28 protein-coding genes and 1 pseudogene are annotated in these 22,024 nt (G+C 63.9%); 5 read left to right on the forward strand and 24 right to left on the reverse strand.

Features of this window, described 5'->3' with window-relative positions:
- Positions 1 to 19: 19 nt before the first annotated feature.
- Genes OOJ09_RS19590 through OOJ09_RS19605 form a run of 4 tightly spaced genes read left to right on the forward strand, consistent with a single transcriptional unit; the run spans position 20 to position 1,578 of the window.
- A complete protein-coding gene (locus OOJ09_RS19590; RefSeq protein WP_269906756.1) occupies positions 20 to 325 on the forward strand; it encodes a hypothetical protein in 306 nt (101 codons plus the stop codon).
- Positions 326 to 343: 18 nt separating this feature from the next.
- Complete coding sequence (crcB, locus tag OOJ09_RS19595) at positions 344 to 748, forward strand: fluoride efflux transporter CrcB (RefSeq protein WP_269906757.1); 405 nt, start codon at positions 344 to 346, stop codon at positions 746 to 748.
- A complete protein-coding gene (gene crcB, locus OOJ09_RS19600; RefSeq protein WP_269906758.1) occupies positions 745 to 1,236 on the forward strand; it encodes a fluoride efflux transporter CrcB in 492 nt (163 codons plus the stop codon). The genes crcB (OOJ09_RS19595) and crcB (OOJ09_RS19600) overlap by 4 nt, the downstream gene beginning before the upstream one ends.
- A gap of 3 nt (positions 1,237 to 1,239) precedes the next feature.
- Positions 1,240 to 1,578 carry a DUF190 domain-containing protein gene (locus OOJ09_RS19605; RefSeq protein WP_269906759.1) on the forward strand — a complete coding sequence of 113 codons (339 nt, stop codon included), beginning with the start codon at positions 1,240 to 1,242 and terminating at the stop codon, positions 1,576 to 1,578.
- 183 nt (positions 1,579 to 1,761) lie between these two features.
- Here the strand turns inward: OOJ09_RS19605 and OOJ09_RS19610 are convergent, their stop codons facing one another.
- The 12 genes and pseudogenes from OOJ09_RS19610 to trbB all read right to left on the reverse strand — a co-directional run bounded on the left by OOJ09_RS19610 (position 1,762) and on the right by trbB (position 11,894).
- Positions 1,762 to 2,049 carry a DUF2274 domain-containing protein gene (locus tag OOJ09_RS19610; protein WP_269906760.1) on the reverse strand — a complete coding sequence of 96 codons (288 nt, stop codon included), beginning with the start codon at positions 2,047 to 2,049 and terminating at the stop codon, positions 1,762 to 1,764.
- 42 nt (positions 2,050 to 2,091) lie between these two features.
- Positions 2,092 to 2,199 (reverse strand): annotated as a pseudogene (locus OOJ09_RS19615) (DUF2274 domain-containing protein); the annotation flags it as partial.
- Position 2,200: 1 nt separating this feature from the next.
- Positions 2,201 to 3,448 carry a TrbI/VirB10 family protein gene (locus OOJ09_RS19620; protein WP_269906761.1) on the reverse strand — a complete coding sequence of 416 codons (1,248 nt, stop codon included), beginning with the start codon at positions 3,446 to 3,448 and terminating at the stop codon, positions 2,201 to 2,203.
- On the reverse strand, positions 3,445 to 4,584 hold the full coding sequence (gene trbG, locus OOJ09_RS19625; protein ID WP_269906762.1) for a P-type conjugative transfer protein TrbG: 1,140 nt from the start codon (positions 4,582 to 4,584) through the stop codon (positions 3,445 to 3,447). The genes OOJ09_RS19620 and trbG overlap by 4 nt, the downstream gene beginning before the upstream one ends.
- Positions 4,581 to 5,264 (reverse strand): conjugal transfer protein TrbF, encoded by a 684-nt coding sequence (trbF, locus tag OOJ09_RS19630; RefSeq protein WP_269906763.1) that lies wholly within the window; start codon positions 5,262 to 5,264, stop codon positions 4,581 to 4,583. Before trbF ends, trbG begins: the two co-directional genes overlap by 4 nt.
- 2 nt (positions 5,265 to 5,266) lie before the next feature.
- Positions 5,267 to 6,628: a P-type conjugative transfer protein TrbL gene (gene trbL, locus OOJ09_RS19635; RefSeq protein WP_269906764.1), complete on the reverse strand. Its 1,362-nt coding sequence runs from the start codon at positions 6,626 to 6,628 to the stop codon at positions 5,267 to 5,269.
- 1 nt (position 6,629) lies between these two features.
- Positions 6,630 to 7,019, reverse strand: coding sequence for a putative entry exclusion protein TrbK-alt (gene trbK-alt, locus OOJ09_RS19640; RefSeq protein ID WP_269906765.1), 390 nt, complete (start codon positions 7,017 to 7,019; stop codon positions 6,630 to 6,632).
- Between the two features lie 10 nt (positions 7,020 to 7,029).
- On the reverse strand, positions 7,030 to 7,788 hold the full coding sequence (gene trbJ, locus OOJ09_RS19645; RefSeq protein ID WP_269906766.1) for a P-type conjugative transfer protein TrbJ: 759 nt from the start codon (positions 7,786 to 7,788) through the stop codon (positions 7,030 to 7,032).
- Positions 7,785 to 10,238, reverse strand: coding sequence for a conjugal transfer protein TrbE (gene trbE, locus OOJ09_RS19650; RefSeq protein WP_269906767.1), 2,454 nt, complete (start codon positions 10,236 to 10,238; stop codon positions 7,785 to 7,787). The genes trbJ and trbE overlap by 4 nt, the downstream gene beginning before the upstream one ends.
- A gap of 14 nt (positions 10,239 to 10,252) precedes the next feature.
- Positions 10,253 to 10,519, reverse strand: coding sequence for a VirB3 family type IV secretion system protein (locus OOJ09_RS19655; RefSeq protein WP_269906768.1), 267 nt, complete (start codon positions 10,517 to 10,519; stop codon positions 10,253 to 10,255).
- A 29-nt stretch (positions 10,520 to 10,548) separates the two neighbouring features.
- Complete coding sequence (locus tag OOJ09_RS19660) at positions 10,549 to 10,842, reverse strand: TrbC/VirB2 family protein (RefSeq protein ID WP_269906797.1); 294 nt, start codon at positions 10,840 to 10,842, stop codon at positions 10,549 to 10,551.
- Between the two features lie 35 nt (positions 10,843 to 10,877).
- On the reverse strand, positions 10,878 to 11,894 hold the full coding sequence (gene trbB / locus OOJ09_RS19665) for a P-type conjugative transfer ATPase TrbB (protein WP_269906769.1): 1,017 nt from the start codon (positions 11,892 to 11,894) through the stop codon (positions 10,878 to 10,880).
- 613 nt (positions 11,895 to 12,507) lie between these two features.
- Between trbB and OOJ09_RS19670 the strand changes: the two genes are divergently transcribed.
- Entirely contained in the window at positions 12,508 to 12,696 is a 189-nt protein-coding gene (locus OOJ09_RS19670; RefSeq protein WP_269906770.1) for a hypothetical protein, read from the forward strand.
- Here OOJ09_RS19670 and OOJ09_RS19675 read toward each other — a convergent pair.
- The 12 genes from OOJ09_RS19675 to OOJ09_RS19730 all read right to left on the reverse strand — a co-directional run bounded on the left by OOJ09_RS19675 (position 12,683) and on the right by OOJ09_RS19730 (position 21,998).
- Positions 12,683 to 12,865 (reverse strand): hypothetical protein, encoded by a 183-nt coding sequence (locus OOJ09_RS19675; protein WP_269906771.1) that lies wholly within the window; start codon positions 12,863 to 12,865, stop codon positions 12,683 to 12,685. The two genes, OOJ09_RS19670 and OOJ09_RS19675, sit on opposite strands and share 14 nt — an antisense overlap.
- A 27-nt stretch (positions 12,866 to 12,892) precedes the next feature.
- On the reverse strand, positions 12,893 to 13,210 hold the full coding sequence (locus OOJ09_RS19680; protein ID WP_006338687.1) for a helix-turn-helix domain-containing protein: 318 nt from the start codon (positions 13,208 to 13,210) through the stop codon (positions 12,893 to 12,895).
- The gene (locus OOJ09_RS19685) at positions 13,207 to 13,554 is read right to left on the reverse strand and encodes a type II toxin-antitoxin system RelE/ParE family toxin (protein WP_420107526.1); all 348 of its coding nucleotides are present in this window, start codon (positions 13,552 to 13,554) and stop codon (positions 13,207 to 13,209) included. Before OOJ09_RS19685 ends, OOJ09_RS19680 begins: the two co-directional genes overlap by 4 nt.
- Before the next feature lie 317 nt (positions 13,555 to 13,871).
- A complete protein-coding gene (locus OOJ09_RS19690; RefSeq protein WP_269906773.1) occupies positions 13,872 to 14,327 on the reverse strand; it encodes a CopG family transcriptional regulator in 456 nt (151 codons plus the stop codon).
- 7 nt (positions 14,328 to 14,334) lie between these two features.
- The gene (locus tag OOJ09_RS19695) at positions 14,335 to 16,317 is read right to left on the reverse strand and encodes a conjugal transfer protein TraG (RefSeq protein ID WP_269906774.1); all 1,983 of its coding nucleotides are present in this window, start codon (positions 16,315 to 16,317) and stop codon (positions 14,335 to 14,337) included.
- A 27-nt stretch (positions 16,318 to 16,344) separates the two neighbouring features.
- Positions 16,345 to 18,084, reverse strand: a complete 1,740-nt coding sequence (locus OOJ09_RS19700) for a relaxase/mobilization nuclease domain-containing protein (RefSeq protein WP_269906775.1) — start codon at positions 18,082 to 18,084, stop codon at positions 16,345 to 16,347.
- A 244-nt stretch (positions 18,085 to 18,328) separates the two neighbouring features.
- Entirely contained in the window at positions 18,329 to 19,102 is a 774-nt protein-coding gene (locus tag OOJ09_RS19705) for a lytic transglycosylase domain-containing protein (protein ID WP_269906776.1), read from the reverse strand.
- 3 nt (positions 19,103 to 19,105) lie between these two features.
- Entirely contained in the window at positions 19,106 to 19,441 is a 336-nt protein-coding gene (locus tag OOJ09_RS19710) for a DUF736 domain-containing protein (protein WP_269906777.1), read from the reverse strand.
- Positions 19,442 to 19,511: 70 nt separating this feature from the next.
- Positions 19,512 to 20,057: a S26 family signal peptidase gene (locus OOJ09_RS19715; RefSeq protein WP_269906778.1), complete on the reverse strand. Its 546-nt coding sequence runs from the start codon at positions 20,055 to 20,057 to the stop codon at positions 19,512 to 19,514.
- Positions 20,054 to 20,542 carry a DUF2840 domain-containing protein gene (locus OOJ09_RS19720; RefSeq protein ID WP_269906779.1) on the reverse strand — a complete coding sequence of 163 codons (489 nt, stop codon included), beginning with the start codon at positions 20,540 to 20,542 and terminating at the stop codon, positions 20,054 to 20,056. Before OOJ09_RS19720 ends, OOJ09_RS19715 begins: the two co-directional genes overlap by 4 nt.
- Positions 20,539 to 21,699, reverse strand: a complete 1,161-nt coding sequence (locus tag OOJ09_RS19725; protein WP_269906780.1) for a replication initiator protein A — start codon at positions 21,697 to 21,699, stop codon at positions 20,539 to 20,541. The genes OOJ09_RS19720 and OOJ09_RS19725 overlap by 4 nt, the downstream gene beginning before the upstream one ends.
- A gap of 17 nt (positions 21,700 to 21,716) precedes the next feature.
- Positions 21,717 to 21,998, reverse strand: coding sequence for a helix-turn-helix transcriptional regulator (locus OOJ09_RS19730; RefSeq protein WP_023808373.1), 282 nt, complete (start codon positions 21,996 to 21,998; stop codon positions 21,717 to 21,719).
- Positions 21,999 to 22,024: the final 26 nt, after the last annotated feature.

The following is a 22,024-nucleotide window of genomic DNA, read 5'->3' on the forward strand; positions in this document are numbered from 1 at the left end:
CACAACAAGCGAGGCGAACATGAGTAGGGAAACTGATTTCGTCCGGATCGTCCGGCTGCACAAGAGATGGGCGGACGGCTACACGCTGCTAACCCTGCTGCTGATCCTCGTGCTCTTCACAGGGACCTATGTGCTCTACGATCAAGCCGGCATGGATGGAGCCGAGCGGACGGGTGCCCTCATCTTGATGGGCACCATCATACTGGCCACGGCTATTTGGCAGGCGGTCGGCCTTGGCGTTGCGCGTGTGCATATGCTGATCGAGGGAATGGACCTCGACGCCCGATCAAAGCGCGGCGACAAGCCGCCAGCAGATCAACCATAGCGAACCGGGCCTCAGAGCATGAAGGACGTTCTCCAGGGATTGATATGGGTCATTCTGGGCAGCGCTATCGGCGGCCCGACACGGTATTTCGTGTCCGGTCTCGTTGGCCGCCACATCGGCGAGACGTTTCCCTTGGGCACGATGGTCATCAATGTCAGCGGAGCGTTCTTCATGGGCGTGCTCGCGGCCGCCGCTGCGATAGGGGGAATGTTGCCGATGCCTGTCGCCTGGCAATTCGCTGCCACTGGATTCCTTGGCAGCTACACCACCGTTTCGTCGTTCAGTCTGCAGACACTGGCGCTCGTCCGTGACGGCCAGTTCCTGCGTGCAGGCGCCAATGTGACCTTGTCGCTTCTTCTCTGCCTGTCGGCGGTGGCGCTCGGATACGCGGTCGGCTCTGCCATGTTGGGTGCGAACGCATGAACCAGTTGGAGGAAGTCGAGGCTGACGAGCAACCCCCGTTGCGATCCGAAAGCCCGGCCAAGGTCCGACGGCAGGCGATCCCCGAGATAGCGCAACTCTATCTTGCCGTTTCGGCAGGCGCGGTCATCGGCAGCGTCTTGCGCGCTCTTGCCTCGATCGGCGCCCTTGCCTGGCTTGGCCCGGGTTTTCCCTGGGGCACCTTGTTCGTGAACGTCCTGGGTTCGTTCGTCATCGGCTTTTATGCGACGCTGACCGGCCCGGATGGACGCGTGCTTGCCGGAACGCGGTGGCGTCAGTTCGTCATGACCGGGATCTGCGGTGGGTTCACAACGTTTTCGACTTTCAGCCTCGAAACGTTCCGTCTCTTTCAGGGAGGCCACTGGCCAATGGCAGGGTTGAACGTCGGCGTCTCGATTGTGACCTGGCTCGTTGCAGTGTGGCTCGGCCACATGGTCGCATCGCGCCTCAACAGGTTGGGAGGAGTCTGAATCATGCAGATACCAAGACAGGCGATGCTTCTGCGCATTTTCATCGGCGAGGACGACCGGGACAATGGCCGTCCGCTCTATGAATCGATCGTGCTCAAGGCCCGCGAAATGCATCTGGCGGGCGCGACGGTGTTGCGCGGCGGCATGGGATTCGGCCATTCGAGCCGGCTACACACGACAAAGATCCTCCGGCTTTCGGAAGACTTGCCGCTTGTCGTCGAGATTGTCGACAGCGAAGACAAGATCAACGCTTTCTTGCCGGTGCTCGAAACGATCATGAGCAGCGGCCTGGTGACGCTGGAGAAGGTTCAGGTGCTGCAGTACGGGTCGGCTGCTCGATGAGTTCCGAATCGTCGGCCGGAACGGTAGCGAAACACCCGATTTTCGACGTTCAGATTGAGCATCGCGACTGGCCGCAACGGGTCATAGGCGTGAATTCGGCCGGGGCGAACGAACTTCCGCTAGAGTGTCCGATCCGGTATGCGCCTAGGGTACCAAGCGTTAGATTTTCACACTAGGACAGCTTCACGCGGAGCCATCGCCTTCGGCACCAGTCCGCGTCGTACTGGTGGCTGGAGACGCCCCTCGCTGACGGGCACGGCCGGCCTTCGCCTTACGGCTGCGCCAACCGCGGTCCGAACGGACGAAGACTTCCAGCATGTGCGGGATCAGCGCTGCGGTGTCCACGGGCTCGTATAGCCGGCTGTGTTCGGCTGCATACTGGTCGAGTTCCTCCTTGAGCGGCTCCGGCAGGATGATGGTCATGCGGACGACGCCGACCTTCGGCAGCCGACCGAGCCTCAGATCCGGCATGGTTCACCTCCTGCGTGTGAGACAAAAGACATGTGGACTGTTCAGGTAATCGGCATAGGCGGTCAGATCACGGTGCAGTGCCGCAGGGAGTTCCACCACGACCTTGACAGGTTTGTCATCGGCAATCGGCCCCAGTTTCAGCTTGGCCATTTCAGCCTCCGTAAGGTTCGAGTACGAGATCGCGAGTGACGATTATGCGCACCGGGAATCCCGGTCGGATGGTGAGCGTCGGCGCTATGTTGAGCTGCCGCTGGACGATCTGCTGGCCTGTCTGGCTGATGCTGTCCGAGGCGCCCTGGCGAAGAGCGCGCATGATGTCGCTCTCCTGGCCCGATGAGCCTGCTTGCGCCCCGATGCTCAGAACCGTGGAAAGCGCGGCAGCCTTGAACAACTCGCCCCAGTGATAGTCGACGCCGTCCTCCAGGCCAGCATAGCCCTCGGCGTCCGCGCCAGACTCACGTTCCAGAACGATGGAGCGGCCGTCTGGAAAAATCAGCCTGGTCCAGACCAGCAAAACGCGACGCTGGCCGAAGCCGACATCATTGTCATACTGGCCGATGAGGCGCGTCCCCTGCGGAATGAGAAGGATGTGGCCGGAGGGGCTGTCATAGACATTCTCCGTGACCTGCGCGGTAATCTGGCCCGGCAGGTCGGAACGAATGCCGGTGATGAGGGCGGCTGCGATGACCGCGCCCGCCTGCAGGACGTTCTTCGACGCCGGCGCCGCAACACGATCCGACGAGACGGTGCGCTTGTCCGGCGGCTGATTGAGGAACGCAAGTTGGCGGTCCTGCGCCGATGGCGTCGCTGGCTGCGGCGCGAGACCAAGGCTGGTGAGGTCGGCTCGCGGCATGGCGTCTGTCGCAGGCTGAGCGACCGTCGCGTCACTTGCGGGCCGCGTTTGCGTGGACGCAAACAGACGCGCGGTCCTGGCCGCTTCCAGTTCCTGCTCCCGGCGCTGCTCCTCAGGGTCCGGTCCCATTGCCGGCGCTCCAATCGCCGAGACGGCGCCGTTTTGCGCATTGAGGATCGGACGGCCGAGATCGCCGGGAAGCGGTGGGCCAAGTTTCGGAACGCCCGAATAGTCCTTCGGCAAACCGGCAAGCCCATCCGGCGTCGAACGATTGTTGGTTGAATAAAGCTCCTGCCCCTGGCCCTGTTGGCGGGTCTGAAGCGCGTAGATCAGTGCCCCGCCAACGCCGAGGCTTGCGGCAAGCCCCAATCCGGCCAGGACCTTGCGGGACAGACGCGTCACGCGCGGTGGCTCGGCGCGCAGCCGCATGGCCGCGGCCGGCTCACCTGTCAACGGCCGGGCGTCATCCTCGACCGGTGCCTCCGGCCGGGCGTCATTCGCCGGCCCCCGGCCTTCTTCCTTCCCGGGACCCATCTTGTCGCTCATGATGACGACCCTGCCCTGTCTGTTCGGAGGTACGTCGCTGGCGGGGTCTCACCAGGGCCACGCATCCATGAAAATCGACTGCTCTTCACCCCATCGGTGCGGGAGACGCGGACGCGCTTCTGGTTCTTGCCGGCGCCGAAGCGCAACTCGGCGGCGGCAAACAGCCGATCGACGATGATGTAGTTGCCGCGCACGCGATAGTTGACCAACTCGGACGTGTCGCCTTCCGGCCCGATCACGAAGAGTGGCGGCATCTCGCCCTGGCCGATGCCTCGCGGGAACTCGATGAACACCTGCTTGCCATCGTCGAAGGCGCGCAATGGCCGCCAAGGTGCGCGATCGCCCGTGACGTCGTACCGGAAATTCACACGAGAGAGATCGATGCCGGTCGAGACCGGCTGTGCGGCTTCGGCCTCTTGGTTCTGACGGCGCAAGGCAATGAGTTGGTCCTGCGGGTACTGCCAGGAAACCGATGCCATATAGGTGGACGGCGTCGAGCGCAGTTCCATGTGATAGGTGCGCCGATCGGTATTGATGACGAGATTGGTGAGAAGGTCGGCGCGCGTCGGCTTGACGAGGATGTGGACTTGCTTGGCTCCGCCCGCACCGCTCTCGGTATCGCCGATGATCCAGCGCACGGTGTCGCCGGCGGCGACGGGACCGGAGCCGACGAGCTGCTCGCCGGGCTGGAGCGCGATGTCGGTGATCTGCCCCGGCGAGGCATAGACCTGATAGAGCGCGCCATCGACGAACGGATAGACCTGCATCGAGTTGATGAAGCCGTTGCGCACAGGCTGGACGCGCGCTGCGGCGTTGGCCAGGTTCACGCGCGCGGTCGGATCGGTCGGTTCCGGCTCGGGCTTTGCGACCTTGCCGACCGGCTTCAACTGGCCTGGAAGCGGCAGCGGCTTTGACAACTCGACCACCTTGACGGGCGGGGGCGGATCGACGGCCTGCACGGCCGGGAGCGGATCATCATAGGAAATCTCCGGCGGCTTCTGCCTGGTGGCACAGCCTGCAAGCGCCGAAGTGCAAAGCAGAAGTACTGGAAAGGCTATCTTGCGGAAAGCCGGCACTGCGTGGATGAGGAAAGTTGGACACCCCCAGCGGGCGGCCTTGAAGAGTGCGGGCGTCATTGTCCAAGCTCCTTCGACCAGTTGATGGCGTTGATGTAGATGCCGAGCGGGTTCTTCCTCAGCGCGTCGGCGTCACGCGGGGGCTGCACGACAATTGTGAGGATCGCAGACCAACGCTCCGTGGAAGCGAGGGAACCGTCCTGATAGCGGCGTTCGACCCAGGCGATGCGGAAGCTCACCGGCGATGCGCGGATGACCGACGACACGTCGACGGCGACCTGTTGTTTGCCGACCTTGGTGAACGGGTCATTGGCGCGCGCATAGTCGTTGAGAGCAAGCGCCCCGCCCTGCGTTGCGAAGTCATAGGCGCGCAGCCAGTTCTGCCGCACGATGACCGGATCGGCGGGGATCGACCTCACCTGTTCGATGAAATGCGCCAGGTAGAAGGCGATCTGCGGATCGTTTGGCTGATAGTCGCCGACCGCGGGGGCGACAGCCTGCGCCTGGCCGAGACGATCGACCTGCACCACCCACGGCACGATCGAGCCGTTGGCGGATTGCCAGACGAGCGCGGCGGAGAACCCGGCGGCGAGAGCCAGGCAACCGAAGGCCATGTAACGCCAGTTGCGCGCCTGCACGCGAGCGGAACCGATGCGATCGTCCCAGACCTGGGCAGCGCGCTGGTAGGGCGTCTCGGGTTGAGGGGATTTGCCGTAGTGCGTGGACGGTCGTTTGAACATGCTCAGTCTCTTTCAGAGAGGTTGATCGAGGAGCCGCCGCCATGGCTGTCGCCACTGCGAACGGCGTGGGCGGCGGCCTGGACGCCATGGGTCATCTGTTGCGAGCGCTTCATGCGCTTCGCCCAGGCGGGCTGACTTTCGGTTGCGGAGGACGCGAAGGGAGCGGAGCCGGCTTCGGCGACGTTCGCGCCGATCGTGCCAGCGGTGGAAGATCCACCCGTCGTCTCGAAGGCAGCGCGAGCGCCCAACTGGTAGCTGTGCTTCATGCTGCCTGCCGCATTATTGGCCGCGCGCTTCAGCGGTGAGATGGCGCCCTGGGCGCCAGCGTTGATGACACCGCCGAGCCCGGATGCGACGCCGGAAAAACCAGACTGTCCGGCCGCGCCGAGATTGTAGGCTGTGGATGCCCTGCCCGCAGTCGCGGCACCGCCACGGGCCGCCGCTGCAGCACCGCCGCTGACAGCCGCGCCGCCGGACATGACGGCGCCGGCAGCCGCGGCGCCCACTGCTGCCATGCCACCGGCGGCAAGCCCGGTACCGACAGCCGCTCCCGCGCCGAGCTGCGGGCCGCCGGAGACGAGACCGTTGGCAATGCCCGGTCCAAAGATGCCAAGGCCGAGCAGCGACAGCGCTGCCAGCACGATCGCCATGGCATCGTCGATCGACGGCGTGTTGCCGTTGAAACCTGCGGTGAACTCGGAAAAGAGGGTCGAACCGATGCCGATGATGACGGCGAGCACCAGCACCTTGATGCCGGACGAGATGACGTTGCCAAGCACGCGCTCGGCCATGAAGGCGGATTTGCCGAACAGGCCGAAGGGGATCAGCACGAAACCGGCGAGCGTCGTCAGCTTGAACTCGATCAGCGTGACGAAGAGCTGGATCGCCAGGATGAAGAAGGCCAGCAGCACCAGCGCCCAGGCGAAGAACATGCAGGCGATCTGGATGAAGTTCTCGAAGAAGGACCAATAGCCCATCAGGTTCGAGATCGAGTCCAGCAACGGCCGGCCGGCGTCGAGCCCGGTCTGCGCCACCTTGCCCGGGCGCATGAGATCGTTGACGGTAAAACCCGTACCCGAGGCCTTCAGGCCAAGCCCAGCGAAGCTTTCGAAGACGATGCGGGCGAGATTGTTCCAGTTGGAGATGAGATAGGCAAAAACGCCGACGAACAGGGTCTTCTTAACGAGGCGCGCCATGATGTCGTCGTCCGCGCCCCAGGACCAGAAGAGCGCAGCCAACGTCACGTCAATGACGATCAGGGTTGTGGCGATGAAGCCGACCTCGCCGCCGAGCAGGCCGAAGCCGCTGTCTATGTAGCGCGTGAAGACTTCGAGGAAATGGTCAATGACGCCCATGCCGCCCATGTCAGCGAACCTCCGGCCGGGGCGGCTCGACCTGCATCGCGGGAGCGGTCACATCCGTCCCCTGCCCTTTTTTCCGGTCGGCTGACGCCGCTACGTTCGGAAACAGCGTTGTCGGCGCTACCGGAGCAGGCGCGGTAGCCGAGCCACGTTGACCGAGAAACCGGTGCCGGCTGTCTGCCCACGCCTTCAGACAACCGGGATCGCGAGGACCGGCCTCGCCGATCCCGGAACAGCGGCGCAATTCGGCCGCAAGTGGGTCTTGTGACGCGATGGAACGGTCCCGTGTCGCCAGGGCGTCAGGCTCATCGTCCTTGCTCTCGATCGCGGTCACTGTCAAAGCGACCGCGATGAAGACGACCGCACTGACACGAGCGAGGATCTTGCCATCCATCGCGCCGGCCTCAGTTCTTGCCATAGAACATCTGCGCACTGCCGGGCTGGTAGCCCGAGCCCTGCGTCAGGAAGCGGCGGCGCTGCTCGCGGCCCTGGTCGGCGGCGGTGGCCTGCTCGGCCGATTGCAACGCCTGCGCCCGACCGTTCGCGGCAACGACAGCGGTGAGATCGGCGAGTTGCTGCGCCTGAAGCGCGAGGAGCTGGTTGCCGGCCTGTGTTGCCTGAAGCGCGCCGGTCGCACCCTGGCTCTGGCCGACCAGCGCCGACATCTCACTGCGATTGGTGTCGATGTTGCCGACGACGCCCGCCTGCACACGCATGGCATCCTGAAGGCCACCAACCGTGTTGCCCCAGCGCGAGCGCGCGTCAGTGACGAGTTGCTGATCTGAAGCCGACAGCGAGACGTTGCCGTATTTCTGCTGGAAGGCCTGATCGATCTGCTGGACGTCATAGGCAACGTTCTGCGCTTGACCGAGCAATTGCTGCGTACGCTGCACGGACTGCTGGAGCTGTTGCAGCGAGGAGAATGGCAGGCTTGCGAGATTACGGGCCTGGTTGATGAGCATCTGCGCTTCATTCTGAAGCGAGGTGATCTGGTTGGTGATCTGCTCAAGCGAGCGCGCTGCCGTCAGGACGTTTTGCGAATAGTTCGAGGGATCGAAAACGATGAAGGCGTGTGCCGGCGTCGCCAGCATCGGCGAGAGCGCGGCGGGAGCGGCAAGCAGGGCGGCGACGAACCGCATGGCAAGTGAACGGCGCATTTTCATGGGGACTTCTCCTTGTTGGTGAGGGCGGGGCTGGTTAGGGCGGGAACGAGTTCAGCGGCCCAGGCGACGCCACGGTGGTTGAGCCAGGCAGCGAGGAAACCGTCGCGGCCATGCTCGGAGACGATGCCGGCGATCGCGGCCTGGTCGGTCTTCGCGGATACAGCGCAGAGCGCGAGCGCCACATCCGACAAGCCGAGCTCGAACAGCCGGTTGCCACGACGGGACTGGCAGTAGTAGTCGCGCTTCGGCATCGCCCGGGCGATGATCTCGATCTGCCGGTCGTTGAGGCCGAAGCGGCGATAGATCGCCGTGATCTGCGGCTCGATGGCGCGCTCGTTCGGGAGGAGAAGCCGGGTCTGGCAGCTTTCGATGATCGCGGGCGCGATTGCCGAACCATCGATGTCGCTCAGCGACTGCGTGGCGAAGATGACACTGGCGTTCTTCTTGCGCAGCGTCTTCAGCCATTCGCGGAGCTGGCCGGCAAAACCCTCATCATCCAGCGCAAGCCAGCCTTCGTCGATGATGAGAAGGGTTGGCGAGCCATCGAGCCGGTCCTCGATGCGATGGAAGAGATAGGACAGGACCGCGGGCGCAGCACCCGTTCCGATCAGCCCTTCGGTTTCGAATGCCTGGACCGACGCCGATCCGAGATGCTCGCGCTCGGCATCGAGCAACCGGCCGTAGGGACCCCCGACGCAATAGGGGCGCAATGCCTGCTTGAGATCGTTTGATTGAAGCAGCACGACCAGACCGGTGATGGTGCGCTCCTCGACAGGCGCGGACGCCAGAGAGCTCAACGCCGTCCAGATATGCTCCTTGACCTCAGGGGTGATCGTCACATTCTCGCGCGTCAGGATCGCCACGATCCAGTCGGCGGCCCAGGCTCGCTCGGGGACATCATGAATGCGGGCGAACGGCTGAAGGCTGACGCTGTCGATCGCCCCATCGCTGAGATCGCCGCCGAGATCGTGCCAGTCGCCGCCCATGGCGAGTGCCGCCGCGCGGATCGAGCCGCCGAAATCGAAGGCGAAAACCTGTGATCCCGCATAGCGGCGGAACTGCAGCGCCATCAGCGCCAGCAGCACGGACTTGCCGGCGCCGGTCGGGCCGACGATCAGTGTATGGCCGACGTCGCCGACGTGTAGCGAAAGCCGGAACGGGGTCGAGCCTTCGGTCTTGCCGAAGAGCAGAGGGGGCGCTGCAAAATGCTCGTCGCGCACCTCGCCCGCCCACACCGCGGAAAGCGGGATGATGTGGGCGAGATTAAGGGTGGAGATGGGAGGTTGACGGACGTTGGCGTAAACATGACCCGGCAGGCTGCCGAGCCAGGCGTCGACGGCGTTGATGGTTTCGATCATTGCCGTGAAATCGCGGCCCTGGATGACCTTTTCGACCCGGCGCAGTTTTTCGTCGGCGATGCCGGGATCATCGTCCCACACCGTCACCGTCGCGGTGACATAGGCCATGCCGGCATAGTCGGCACCGAGTTCCTGCAGTGCCATGTCGGCGTCGGCGGCCTTGTTTGCGGCGTCGGTGTCCACGAGGACGGACGCCTCGTTGGTCATCACCTCCTTGAGGATCGCGGCGACCGATTTGCGCTTGGCGAACCATTGACGCCGGATCTTTGTCAGCAGCCTGGTCGCATCGGTCTTGTCGAGCAGGATCGCGCGCGTCGACCAGCGATACGGAAAGGCCAGTCGGTTCAGTTCGTCGAGCAGACCCGGCGTGGTCGCCGTCGGGAAACCCGTGACCGTGAGAATGCGCAGATGCGCCGCGCCAAGCCGCGGCTCAAGCCCGCCGGTCAGCGGCTGGTCAGCCAGCATGGCATCGAGATACATCGGCGTTTCGGGAACGCGGACACGGTGACGATTGGTCGAGACGCAGCCATGCAGGTAAGTCAGCGTCTCGGCGTCATCGAGCCAGCGGCACTCCGGCATGAAGGCTTCGACAAGGCGCAGGACGCGGTCGCTGCGATCGGCGAATCCGGTCAGCACCGCGTTGGGGTCGAGCCCCTTGTTCTCTCGGCCTTCGTAGAGCCAGCTTTCCGCTCGCGCGGTGTCTTCGGCGGGCGCAAGATAGGTGAGCGTCAGGAAGTAGCTGGACTCGAAATGCGCGCCGGCCTCTTCAAAGCCCGCCTTTCGCTCCGCATCGACCAGCGTGGAGGCCGCATCCGGAAAGTGGCTGTCGGGATAGCGGGTCGAGGCATGGCGCTGCGCCTCCACGAAGATCGCCCAGCCGGAGCCGAGGCGGCGCAAGGCATTGTTGAGCCGGCCGGCGACGGCGACCAGTTCGGCCGGCACGGCGCTGTCGAGATCGGGACCGCGAAAGCGCGCGGTGCGCTGGAAGCTGCCGTCCTTGTTTAAGATGATGCCGGCGCCGACCAATGCCACCCAGGGCAGGAAGTCAGCGAGCCGGCTGCTACGATTACGATATTCGGCAAGATTCATCATCCGATGGCCCCCCCTCAGACCGTGAGATGCGCCGGGATGCGCAGATGACGGCGAACGACGTCGACGAAAAGCGGATCGCGCTTGGCGGCCCAGACGGCGGCAACATGGCCGATCGCCCAGATTGCGAGGCCGACGAGCCAGAGACGCAGTCCCAGCCCCACGGCGCCGGCGAGAGTCCCGTTCATGATCGCAATGGCGCGCGGGGCGCCACCGAGCAGGATCGGCTCGGTCAGCGCCCGGTGCACGAGGACCGCATAACCCGGCACTGCGTAGTCCGGCATTGACACGCTCTGTTCGACCGACCCCGCCATCAGATCAGCGCTCCGCCGCCGAACGAGAAGAACGAAAGGAAGAAGCTCGACGCCGCGAAGGCGATGGACAGGCCGAACACGATCTGGATGAGCCGGCGGAAGCCGCCCGACGTGTCGCCGAAGGCGAGCGTCAGGCCGGTGACGATGATGATAATCACCGCCATGATCTTGGCGACGGGGCCTTCGATCGACTGGAGGATCTGTTGCAGCGGCTGTTCCCACGGCATCGACGAGCCGGAGGCATGGGCGGGCGCGGCCATGGCCAGGAAGAGCGTGGCAACGGAAACGGTGATGGCACGACGATGGGGCGCAAGGCGCAGGCGTTGGATCACGGATTTTCTCCTTCAGGGCTTTGGATGGGCAAGGTCGGGCTGTCGTCGCCCTCAAGGACGGCTGGCGCGACCCGGTAATCGCCGTCCGGGCGAAGGCCATCGACACGGGCGAGTTCGGACAGCCGGCGCGCGGATCCGCGGCCGGAAAGGACGGCAACCAGATCGATCGTTTCGGCGATCAGCGCGCGCGGGACGGTGACGACGGCTTCCTGGATGAGCTGTTCCATGCGGCGGAGCGCGCCAATGGCGCTGCCGGCGTGGATCGTGCCGAGGCCGCCGGGGTGGCCGGTGCCCCAGGCCTTGAGCAGTTCGAGCGCCTCGGCCCCGCGCACCTCGCCGACCGGAATGCGGTCGGGGCGCAAGCGCAGCGATGAGCGAACAAGATCAGATAGAGACGCGACGCCGTCTTTCGTTCGCATCGCAACGAGATTTGGCGCGGCGCATTGCAGCTCGCGCGTATCCTCGATGATGACGACGCGATCGGTGGTCTTGGCCACTTCAGCGAGCAGCGCGTTGATCAGCGTGGTTTTGCCTGTGGATGTGCCGCCAGCGACGAGAATGTTCGCGCGACTGGCAACGCCCTGGCGCAGCGCGTCCGCCTGCTGCGTCGACATGATTCCGGTCGCGACATAATCTTCGAGGGTGAAGATGGCGACGGCGGGCTTGCGGATCGCGAAGGCGGGCGCCGCGACGACGGGAGGAAGAAGCCCCTCGAACCGCTCGCCCGTCTCGGGCAGCTCGGCCGAGACGCGCGGGGCACCGGCATGGACTTCGGCACCGACATGATGAGCAACGAGGCGAACGATGCGCTCGCCGTCCGCTGCCGACAAACGTTCGCCGGTATCGGACAACCCCTCGGACAGGCGGTCGATCCACAAACGCCCATCGGGGTTGAGCATCACTTCGATGACGCCCGCATCGCCGAGATAGCTCGCGATCGCAGGTCCGAGCGCCGTGCGCAACATGCGTGCACCGCGCGCGAGACCTTCTGAATTGTGAGGCGAAGCTGCCATCCTGTCCCCGTTTCGATCCGGGGAACATGGGCGGCCCCTGGACGGGGATGATTAAGAGAGCCGCATCTCGAGTGGTTTCAACACCTATATCGAGGCGTAGTGGCGTAGCGTGCAAATACAGGAGATTGGCGGTGCCGACCAGCAATCAAGGCTGACGATCTTCAGGCAAGGGGCGGCGCTCGCCGTTAGAAAACTCCGCGCCAACCTTCACCAAACACCGGATGATGCAACTTTACAAAAGCTTCGGGGCTACCTTGCCAATCCGGCATCCCTCTCCAATCCGAATGACCACTGGGCGCATAACGGGCTTAGCCGTCACGCGGGCGAGAACCGCCATAACCGGATGACGACGTTGGTGACTATAGATGGCGTGCCATTGAAACGCAGACCTATGTAGCCGAGCGGCAGAAAAATCCTGCGCGAGGACGGCCGGCACCATGGGTTGCCCGGTCCCCTATCTCGCCATGCTCGACGCGCTGGGTGAGGATATCAGGATCGTATCTGGTGGATCTGTCAAAACCATAAAAAAGGCGGGTAGTGTTTCAGTTTGAAATTTCAGCGGCCTCAGAAGCGACCATTCAGCCAAGCCTCGCGATGTGCTATGATTCGTCTTATGGGCAAGAAGGCGAAGCAGAAGGCCAAGCAAGCGATTGATGCGCCACTAGAGGGCGGGCTTGAAGCGGAAGCCGCCTACTATGCCCGCAAGGTCGGCATCACCAGAGACGAAGCCGCCAAGATCATCCGGGAAGCCCACCAGCCGAAGCTCTCGATAGTCCGCAAGGATTCGCTTAAGCGACCTTGATTTTGTACGGACCGCGCTTGCTGGGCTTCGGCGCTACGGCGTCCATCTTCCCGCGAAGACCGTCCATCGACCAAAGCGTCTGCGACACGCCAGTGGCCATTGCCAGAGACATTTTCAGCGTCTTGTGAATGCGGATGAAGTTGTACCAGACGGTGTACAGCGCAACCATGTGCATATGGTCGGCAAAGCCGTCTGATCAAGCGGCTTCAGCACGAGTTGACCGTCGAGGCTTGTGGCGAACCACCACGTCAACCTTGTAGTCGAGCCGGTCCAGACAGCGAACCAGCCTGTCTATTGAAAACTTACCCGTACGCCCGGTGGCGATAGCGGAGACGTCGGGCTGTTTCATTCCGAGCAGTTCAGCCGACTTCGCCTGGGTCAGGCGCCGGCGCTTGATAATGGCGCGGATCTCGCGGGCCAGCTTGGCCTTGAGCAATTCCTCTTCGGGATTGTCAAAGCCGAGGTCCGCAAACACGTTGCCGCTGCTCACTTCGGCGGTGATGTCTTCTGTCATGACTTTGTTCCTTTCCCATAGTTTTCGCGGTAGTGCGCCTCGGCCGCCTTCAATCGCACTGTCACGAGATCGATTTCGTGCTTAGGTGTCTCCCTGCCCTTCTTCGACTTCTTCTGGAAGCAATGAAGCACGTAGATCACCCCGGCAAAGCGCACGGCATAGACGGCCCGGTAGGTATCTCCGTCGAAGTCGTCGACCACCTCGAGGATGCTGCGGCCCCCAAACCCTTTCAGGGCTTTGACAGCCGGATGCTCCTCACCATTCTGGGCGTCGTTGATTGCGACACCCATCAACCGGCGAACATCGACCGGAAACTCGCGCAGGTCGGCCTTCGACGACCCCATCCATACAGCGGGCTTTTGGTTTTTCATTCTCCCTTGCCTTATAGCATACAGACTATAATTTTCAACGACGAATCCTGACACCGCTTAGCCACTCTTGAAGGCGTGGTCCTTCATGTAGCCACGGATCTTAAATTGCGGATTTCGCGCCAGATCTGTCCCGTGATTGCCGCAGCGATGAATCAACGTGGTTCCCCGTGAAGCGACTTACCCTGCTGTCTAGTTCTCTTCCGCCAAACTCTCCATGATAACATATCATTCCAACGCTTTGATATGTTTTGACATATCGATGCTTGCAAAATCTCAGTCTGCCCGTCCATTTAGCCCAAGGGCCTGCCGGGCTGGAGTGTGTCCAGGCCGCCATCGATGTCCTCGGAGATTTCCTGTCGAAGCTTTGGACCTTTCGCCAGGCGCCGGCCGAGCGCGGTGACGAAGGCATCATAGCGCTCGCCCGCCTTGGCGTGGGCGGCCTGCGCCGCGGGCTCGGGCAACGCTGGTGTTGTCGCCAGCCAGAAGCGGACGAAAACGGCGACCGTCTCCACCGCAATTCCAACATCGCGCTCCTGGCGTGCCATGCGGCGATCGAGCTGGTCGAGCCGCTTGGTGATCGCCGCCTCCTGTCGCTCGGCGGCATCGGGTGAAAGGAACGACTCGATGGCCGCCTCCGCGACGAGCGACCGTGAAAAATCACGGCGCGCCGCATGTTCGGCAAGCCTGCTCATGACCCTCGGATCGAGATAGACGGACAGGCGTTTTTTGCGGGGTGTCTTTGCCATCGGAGCCTCACATATCCACGCCGTCGCCGGGGTCGAGGGACGCCTGCCGCGCAATGCCCTGCATGAGGCGCGTCAGTCGACGATTGCGGGCAACACTGTCCTCCACGTCATCCAGGTGATCGATCTCGAATTCGTTCTCGGTCGATGGCGTCACGACCGGTTCGACGCGACTGAGCTCAGGTTGCCGACGACGTTCGGAATCAGTTTGGTCCTCATCCGCGGCCGACGGCGCCGACGTGGCTTCCGCAATCCGGGGACGGGAAGGCAGAGGCAGGCTGGTCCAGTCGTCATGTCTCCCCTCCACTGCCGCCACCAACGCCGGAGGCGGCAGGATACGTTCCCGGAAGCGAGCATCCTCATGATAGCGGGCCTTCTTGGCGCGGATCGGCGGCGCACCCGAGAGCATGACAATCTCGTCGGTGGCCGGCAGTTGCATCACTTCACCAGGCGTGAGCAGCGGGCGAGCCGTCTCCGAACGAGAGACCATGAGATGACCGAGCCACGGCGACAGCCTGTGGCCGGCATAGTTCCTCATGGCCCTCATCTCGGTCGCTGTTCCCAGAGCGTCGGACACGCGCTTGGCGGTGCGCTCGTCATTGGTGGCAAAGCTTACCCGGACGTGACAGTTGTCGAGGATTGAGTTGTTGGCGCCGTACGCCCTCTCGATCTGATTGAGGGATTGAGCGATCAGGAAGCTTTTCAGCCCGTAGCCGGCCATGAAGGCGAGTGCCGACTCGAAGAAGTCGAGGCGGCCAAGCGCCGGGAACTCGTCGAGCATCAGGAGCAGCCGGTGCCCTTTCGCCCTCACCTGCAGATCTTCGGTCAAACGGCGACCGATCTGATTGAGGATCAGGCGAATGAGCGGCTTGGTCCGGTTGATGTCGGACGGCGGCACGACGAGGTAGAGTGTCGTCGGATGCTTGTCGTCGACAAGATCGGTGATGCGCCAGTCGCAGCGGCGGGTCACCTCTGCCACGACAGGATCGCGATAGAGGCCAAGGAACGACATGGCGGTGGAGAGCACGCCAGAGCGCTCGTTGTCGGATTTGTTCAAGAGCTCCCGCGCGGCGCTGGCGATGACCGGGTGCGGACCGCCCTCACCCAGATGCGCTGTTTTCATCATCGCGGACAGCGTCGATTCGATCGGACGCTTTGGATCGGAGAGGAAACCGGCAACGCCGGCAAGCGTCTTGTCCGGCTCGGCGTAGAGGACATGCAAGATCGCGCCGACCAGCAGGGCATGGCTGGTTTTCTCCCAATGATTTCGCCGCTCGAGCGAGCCTTCGGGATCGACAAGGATGTCAGCGATGTTTTGAACGTCACGGACTTCCCATTCGCCGCGGCGCACCTCGAGCAGCGGGTTGTAGGAGGAGGATTTCGGATTGGTGGGATCGAACAGCAGGACCCGGCCATGCCTGGCGCGGAAGCCCGCGGTGAGCTGCCAGTTCTCGCCCTTGATGTCGTGGACGACGGCCGAACTCGGCCAGGTCAGCAGTGTCGGGACGACAAGGCCGACGCCCTTGCCTGAACGTGTGGGCGCAAAGCACAGCACATGCTCCGGCCCGTCATGGCGCAGATAGGCGCTGTCATATCGCCCAAGCACCACACCATCGGCGTCGAGAAGGCCAGTTGCCTTGACCTCCTGCTTGTCGGCCCAGCGGGCGGAGCCGTAGGTCTCGACCTTCTTGGCCTCGCGCGCCCGCCAAACCGACATGCCTACGGCGACGGCGACGCAGGCGAAACCGCCAGAAGCCGCGATAAAGGCTCCCTCCACGAAGATCGACGGCGCGTAGGCATCGAAGCCATACCACCACCAGAAGAAGGACGGCGGAAGGTAAAATGGAAAGCCCAGGATACGGAACCACGGCCTGCCGAGTTCGGGCTGGAATGCCAGGCGCCAGGCCACCCACTCCGTCGCGCCCCAGGTCGTGAAAAGTACGATCGCAACAACCGCGAGGATCTGGCCCCAGAGTATCTTGGTGGCGGACATAGAAGCGGTCCTTTCTTCAACATGAGGTTAGAGGCCGAGGCCCCGCTTGCGGGCGAAGCTCCAGTCGATGCCGTCGTCATTGCGAGCGACGCCAGAGACGTGGCGGCCAAGATGTTTTTCCAGGGACGGCGTCCAAGGCACCAGTTGGAAACCGAGGCCGTCATCGATCATGGCGAAACGGCCGGACGCGAGCGTGAAGCGCTGCCGGTAAGAACCGGTGACGTACTCGCCGCCGCGGGCGCGGTTGAAGGGCTGGCCGGTTTCGGCCGAGAGCTTTTCGCCGAGCGCCTCCAGTTCGCGGCGACGCAGCGTGTCGATCAGGTTGCGGGTGAAGGTTGTGCGTTGACCCTGCCGCTCGCCGAGGCCCTGTTCGACGAGATGGTCGGCACGGCGCTGCATCGCCTGCCGCACCTCGGCCCCAAAGCCGCCTTCCGACAACGCAATCGGTTCGCGGGCGATATTCTGACGGTCAAGCCAGGTTGCGCCGGCGGCGGTAATCTGCTGCTCAATATCGAGATCGGAACGGACAGCGAGTGCTGCGCGCGGATGTCCCTGCGCGTCCTGGAACTTGCGCAACTGAACGATCGAACCCGGAGCGCTGTCGCCGGCGGCGTCGAGGTCGGACAGCTTGATGTGATGTGTGCGGCCGTCGGTGCCATCGACCACGGCGTAGGCGCTGCCCTTCAGCTCATCATCGAGACCGCGGTCGACCAGCCGACCGACGATCGGCGTGTCGAGGCGCTCCGCCGCCAGCACATAGTTCGCCGCGCCGCGCTCGATGCCCTGTTCTGTCAGGGCGCGATGCATCCGCTTGATGATGTCACCGCGTTCGCCAAGCTCGCGCAGCGTCGCCTCGGCCTTGTCGTCGATCATCCATTGGCCCGGGCCGACCTGTTCTGCAAGGCCAAGGGTTTCGAGGTTGCGCACCCGTCCGACCTTAAACACGTGGTACTCGTCGGGCTGGGCGTTCGGGGCGGAGGCAAGGTCGATGACGCCTGTGTCGCGGCCGTCGCGAACAAGTTGCCGGTCAAGCTGGGTCCAACGCTCGGCTTCGACCTGGCGCTGCAGATTGCGGCGGATGTCGAGATCGGTGCGCGGGCCGAGCTCTTGAGTAACAAGATCGGCCGCGCGCGCGCGCATCCCCTCCTTGATGTAATCGCGCGAGATCACGAGATCCTGCCCGTCATCAGCGTGGCCACGCAGGATGATGTGAAGGTGCGGGTTGTCGGTGTTCCAGTGATCGACGCCCGCCCAATCGAGTTTCGTGCCGAGGTCCTTTTCCATCTGGCTCATCAGATCGCGGGCGAAGGCTTTGAGGTCCGCCATGTCGGTGGCATCTTCCGGCGAGACGATGAAGCGGAAGTGGTGCCGATCATCGCCGCACCGCGCGGCGAAAGCACCGCCATCCACCTCCCCGCCTTCAGGCCCGAACAGCCTTGCCTTCTCCCCGTCACGGGTGACGCCCTCGCGGCGCAGATAGGTGAGATGGGCGGCAAGCGGGGCGCCGCGCGCGTGATGGCGCACCAGCCGTGTCTTGATGATCACGGTGCGCGAGCGGCTGGTGAGGAGACGATTGGCGCGCACGCTCGCCGAGCGGCCACGTCCGAAGGTCGAGCGATTGCCCGGACTGATCCGGCCGGAGCGGGAGATGCGGGCGCCGGCCTTCTGCGCGGCGGCAAGCGCCTGCGCGATGAAGGGCCTGGCGCGCTGGGCGCCAGACGAGCGGATCCGGCCTGGCCGGATACGAAGATTGTCCTCGCCTGTCATCTAAACAGATCCACACATCGTGCCAAGGCACGGAAATCACAGTGACAACAGCGTTCTGGCGCGGTGCGCCAAATCTTCGCACCTCGCGGGAATGCTGCATAACCTATTGAAACAACACAACCGATCGACGCCGCACCTCGCGGCCTTTTATCTCGCCATCTTCCGGTCATTCTGCCCACCCTCCGCCTCCATCCACGCCACGGTGCTCTGGAGCTTGCGGTTGCGCGAGAACGCCCATATGCGCTCATGGCTGGATCCCTTCGCCCGCTCGCGCCACGAAGAGGCCTTCGGACAGCGGCACGATGGCGGAGACATCGCGCACGCTGGGTGCAGAGCTCACGTCATTTGGTGGTCGCTCGGTCGGCACGAGACCGACAGCTTGGTTGCGATCCGGCTGACCTACGAAGAGCGAGCCGTGCTTCCAGGGAACGGCCTCGACAGGCATAACGACGAAAGGGCGCATACCCTCGCTTTCACCGATCAGGGGGGCGAGCGTCGCGACATAGGTGCGGGTCTCGGCCGGTAACGGACGCCCGGCGAGGTAGGCTTCGTAGCGTGCAGGCCCCGCGTTGTAGGCGGCCAGAAACCCCGGCGAGCCGAAGCGATCGTGCAGTTCGCGTAGGTACGCCGTTCCTGCCAGGATGTTGTCCCGGGCATCGAACGGATCGTGGCCGAGCGACCAGCGGGCGCGCAGATAATCCCATGTGCCGGGCATGATCTGCATCAAGCCGCGGGCGCCTGCGCTGGACACGGCGCGCGCATCGCCCGCACTCTCCTTGCGCATGATGGCGCGTATCAACGCGGTCGGAACGCCGAAGCGCTGCGAGGCTTCGCTGATGTGCGCGCCGAACGGATCGCGCTGGGACGATCGCGCGATGGCCAAGTCCTGCGCCAAGGTCGCCGCCGGCATGACGGTCGCAACGGACAGGCCGCAAAGCAGGAGCAGAGCCATGCGCCGGGCAGCGCGAAGCGGCCCGGGCGCACCGCGATGGCTCGTCGACGGACGGCGAGCGCGCATCGTTCAATCCTTCTCGCTGCGGTCGCGCGGGCGCGCCCAGTGCAGCGACCAGGACGTCTTGTCGTCGCCATTGCGAAAGAGGTTCGCGCGTATCGGCTGCGCGAAGGTGGGGTCGTCGAGCTGTATCGAGACATAGTCTCCGGCCTTTTCGCTGGAGCGTTTCCAGCCGGCACCAATCTCGGGGCCGTCCTCGCTTCCGGCGTGAACGCGGTAGTCAGGCGCATTCTCCGTTTCGCTCGCCTCTGCCGCCACAATGGCGATATCCAGGTTGAGGCTGAGCGTGTGGATGCGCCCGCTATAGCCAGTCGTCTGGCGCGTGAATTCCCCGATCTGTTGCATGTCAGGCTCCTGTTTTGGAGTGGTGCGGTGATGAAGGCTGGCGGCACGACGCGCGCCGCCGGTCGCGCGCTCACCGCGTTGACGCGCGCCATTCGAAGCGGCCCTCGCCGTTCTCATCCGTCCACAGCGGGACGGCGCGGCCGATAATCTGGCTGGTGGAGAGGAGGCCGAAGTAACGGCCGTCGAGGCTGTCGCGGACCTGCCGGTTCATCAGGAAGACTTCGCCGGTCGGGATGCGGCGGCAGCCCTGCCAAACAGGCAAGTCACGGCCGGCCCGATCACGCTCGAGCGCCACACCCGCCTCGACGCCATCGACGGTGATGGTGAGGTTAAAGCGACAGACCCGTTGCCCGGCAAGGCCAACGATGCGCTTCAAGAGTGGCACGCCCCTCGGCAGATAGCCGCGATCAGCCAGGAACGCGGCGAGTGGCTCGGGCGCGTCGACGGCGACAAGATCGGTGACCTCGAACGGTCCGTCGAAGTCGATCGTGTAGAAGCCGATCGGTGCGCTGGCTGACGCATTCCAGATGAGCTTCGTGGGAATCGAAGAGAGGCCGGGATAGCCGACGCCCATGGTTGCGAGAACGCTAGCGAGGATGATCCCGGCGCGGCTCACGGCTCGATCCTCTTGCGCAGCAGAAAGGCGCGATGTTGGTCGAGCGTGTAGGCGCGCGGCGCGTGGCCGGCGGTTATCCGGTTGTGGATGTGTCGCCAATGATCGGGCGACACCAACTCAGGCTCGATGTCGAGGCGCTGGACGGCGTCGATCGCCTGTAGCACGCGTTCGACCTTGGGCCAGCTCTCGACCTTCAGAAGGATGTCGCCGCCGGGGCGTACGAAGGGCAGTGTCTGATAGGCTTCGCCACGTGCGATCGCACGCACGATATCGATGCGTGAGATGATCGTTCCGAAGTCGTTCGCGGCCCAGCGAACGAACGCAAAGACCGTGCCGGGGCGATAGGACAAGATGCGCCGGTGACGATCAACGATCTGTTCCTGAGCGTGGGTGCCGAACCGTATCCAGTTCTCTTGCCTCTTCTCGAGCCAGGTCAGTTCGACATGGACGAGATCGTCGGGGGCGTGGCGGGTGGCAGCAATCATCGGGTGGCTCCCGAGCGCGGATCAAGAGGCGGATTCGGGGCTTCGGAGACGCTGGTTGCCGTGCTGCTGCCGTCAGAAACCGATGGCGCATTCGAGGTCTTGTCGGTGTCTATGCTGCGTGCGTCGCTGGTTCGTCGGATGAGCCTCTGCACATAGCGCGCGCGCTCTTCAAAGTTAGAATCTGGGTTAGACTCTAAGTTAAGGGCGCGATTTCGGCTTTGCTTTCCGAGGGTTAGAGCCTGTTTGGGTTCCTGATAGCACGAGCCTGCGGTTCCCGATGGCACGATAGTTCCGGTTCCTGATAGCACGAGGCCGTCCACAGGCCTTCCACGGGAGGCGATCCGCTCGAAGGCGAGCAGCGTCCGGCCGCCCATCTCCACTTCGAGGAAGACCGTGTAGCCGGGCAGCGGCTGGCGGCGGATGATGTCGCGCAGCTCGAAGGCAAAGCGCTTGTAGGGCGACAGGCTGCCGGATTTCAGGTGAAGGTGACGGAAGTCGAAGCGCCAGCCGTCGCGCTGGCGTCCGCCATGCTTGCGCACCAGCCGATAGAGCCAGCGCTCCAGCCCGCCAGTCAGGTCGAAATAGGCGCGATCGATCGTCAGCACGAGCGCGTCATCGAGGACTGCCTGGTAAAACCAGTCGGGGACGATCAACTCGACCCCCGCGGGTTTGCCATGGCGATCGATGCGTTCCTGCCACTCGTTGATCCATGAGAAGCGGTGACGCCGGCCTTCGGCGGGCTGACGGATCGTCGTCGAGACGGTGGTCGACTGCAGCCGGTCAAGCGCCGCCTTCAGGCGTTGATAGTCGCGCAGGCTCTTGCCTCGGCCGACGAAGGTGAGGATCTCATAGGGCGTGGCGGCCATCAGGCGCGAGGTGCGAAGCCCGGCGTCGCGCGCCTCGACGATCTGGCTCGCGGCCCAGATCAGGATGTCGGCATCCCAGATGGTCGCCATCCCATGATCGGGTACGGCTTCGACCCGGATCGTGACGTTGCCCGCGGCAAAATCGATCGGGGTGACACGATGGGTCTTGGAAAGGGAGAAGAACGGATAGGCCATGAGATCCTGCGCGTCTCGTGGGGCGAAGTCGCCAGGCAGCGCCCGGAACAGGTCGAGTTGCCCGCGCTCCGAAAGGGATTGGTTTCGCGAAACCATTTGAAATCCGCGCGCGGTCAGCGTGCGTATCGTCCGCCATGCGCCGGCGGCGTCGGTGTGTGACGCTTGGCCGGCAGGACCGATCCACGCGGATCGGATGTAGAGGTGACAGCGCCGCGTTCGGCCCAAGCCTGAAGATCGTCGACGGCATAGACGACACGGCCGCCGAGCTTGCGGTAGGAAGGGCCAGTGCCATAGGTACGGTGCTTTTCGAGCGTGCGGGCGGACAGGCTGAGGAAATCCGCGGCTTCCTTGGTGCGCAGGAAGCGCGGCGGCAAAACGGCGATATCGGGTCGCATGGATCGGGCCTCCGTGGGGTTTTGGA

The sequence above is a fragment of the Mesorhizobium qingshengii genome (genome assembly GCF_027563465.1).
In the GTDB taxonomy this organism is placed as follows: Bacteria; Pseudomonadota; Alphaproteobacteria; order Rhizobiales; family Rhizobiaceae; genus Mesorhizobium; species Mesorhizobium qingshengii_A.

What these genes read in the sequence shown, in the direction of transcription:
- OOJ09_RS19685 (WP_420107526.1), bottom strand. Translation starts at nt 13,554, where the DNA reads ATGGGGTCGTCGAAGGCCGACCTGCGCGAGTTTCCGGTCGATGTTCGC.
- trbG (WP_269906762.1), bottom strand. Translation starts at nt 4,584, where the DNA reads ATGACGCCCGCACTCTTCAAGGCCGCCCGCTGGGGGTGTCCAACTTTC.
- OOJ09_RS19620 (WP_269906761.1), bottom strand. Translation starts at nt 3,448, where the DNA reads ATGAGCGACAAGATGGGTCCCGGGAAGGAAGAAGGCCGGGGGCCGGCG.
- trbE (WP_269906767.1), bottom strand. Translation starts at nt 10,238, where the DNA reads ATGATGAATCTTGCCGAATATCGTAATCGTAGCAGCCGGCTCGCTGAC.
- OOJ09_RS19680 (WP_006338687.1), bottom strand. Translation starts at nt 13,210, where the DNA reads ATGACAGAAGACATCACCGCCGAAGTGAGCAGCGGCAACGTGTTTGCG.
- OOJ09_RS19730 (WP_023808373.1), bottom strand. Translation starts at nt 21,998, where the DNA reads ATGCGACCCGATATCGCCGTTTTGCCGCCGCGCTTCCTGCGCACCAAG.
- trbB (WP_269906769.1), bottom strand. Translation starts at nt 11,894, where the DNA reads ATGGCAGCTTCGCCTCACAATTCAGAAGGTCTCGCGCGCGGTGCACGC.
- OOJ09_RS19590 (WP_269906756.1), top strand. Translation starts at nt 20, where the DNA reads ATGAGTAGGGAAACTGATTTCGTCCGGATCGTCCGGCTGCACAAGAGA.
- OOJ09_RS19695 (WP_269906774.1), bottom strand. Translation starts at nt 16,317, where the DNA reads ATGTCCGCCACCAAGATACTCTGGGGCCAGATCCTCGCGGTTGTTGCG.
- trbL (WP_269906764.1), bottom strand. Translation starts at nt 6,628, where the DNA reads ATGGGCGGCATGGGCGTCATTGACCATTTCCTCGAAGTCTTCACGCGC.
- OOJ09_RS19710 (WP_269906777.1), bottom strand. Translation starts at nt 19,441, where the DNA reads ATGCAACAGATCGGGGAATTCACGCGCCAGACGACTGGCTATAGCGGG.
- trbJ (WP_269906766.1), bottom strand. Translation starts at nt 7,788, where the DNA reads ATGAAAATGCGCCGTTCACTTGCCATGCGGTTCGTCGCCGCCCTGCTT.
- OOJ09_RS19655 (WP_269906768.1), bottom strand. Translation starts at nt 10,519, where the DNA reads ATGCCGGACTACGCAGTGCCGGGTTATGCGGTCCTCGTGCACCGGGCG.
- OOJ09_RS19605 (WP_269906759.1), top strand. Translation starts at nt 1,240, where the DNA reads ATGCAGATACCAAGACAGGCGATGCTTCTGCGCATTTTCATCGGCGAG.
- OOJ09_RS19725 (WP_269906780.1), bottom strand. Translation starts at nt 21,699, where the DNA reads ATGGTTTCGCGAAACCAATCCCTTTCGGAGCGCGGGCAACTCGACCTG.
- OOJ09_RS19610 (WP_269906760.1), bottom strand. Translation starts at nt 2,049, where the DNA reads ATGCCGGATCTGAGGCTCGGTCGGCTGCCGAAGGTCGGCGTCGTCCGC.
- OOJ09_RS19690 (WP_269906773.1), bottom strand. Translation starts at nt 14,327, where the DNA reads ATGGCAAAGACACCCCGCAAAAAACGCCTGTCCGTCTATCTCGATCCG.
- crcB (WP_269906757.1), top strand. Translation starts at nt 344, where the DNA reads ATGAAGGACGTTCTCCAGGGATTGATATGGGTCATTCTGGGCAGCGCT.
- OOJ09_RS19700 (WP_269906775.1), bottom strand. Translation starts at nt 18,084, where the DNA reads ATGACAGGCGAGGACAATCTTCGTATCCGGCCAGGCCGGATCCGCTCG.
- trbF (WP_269906763.1), bottom strand. Translation starts at nt 5,264, where the DNA reads ATGTTCAAACGACCGTCCACGCACTACGGCAAATCCCCTCAACCCGAG.
- OOJ09_RS19705 (WP_269906776.1), bottom strand. Translation starts at nt 19,102, where the DNA reads ATGCGCGCTCGCCGTCCGTCGACGAGCCATCGCGGTGCGCCCGGGCCG.
- OOJ09_RS19720 (WP_269906779.1), bottom strand. Translation starts at nt 20,542, where the DNA reads ATGATTGCTGCCACCCGCCACGCCCCCGACGATCTCGTCCATGTCGAA.
- trbK-alt (WP_269906765.1), bottom strand. Translation starts at nt 7,019, where the DNA reads ATGGATGGCAAGATCCTCGCTCGTGTCAGTGCGGTCGTCTTCATCGCG.
- crcB (WP_269906758.1), top strand. Translation starts at nt 745, where the DNA reads ATGAACCAGTTGGAGGAAGTCGAGGCTGACGAGCAACCCCCGTTGCGA.
- OOJ09_RS19675 (WP_269906771.1), bottom strand. Translation starts at nt 12,865, where the DNA reads ATGGTTGCGCTGTACACCGTCTGGTACAACTTCATCCGCATTCACAAG.
- OOJ09_RS19670 (WP_269906770.1), top strand. Translation starts at nt 12,508, where the DNA reads ATGGGCAAGAAGGCGAAGCAGAAGGCCAAGCAAGCGATTGATGCGCCA.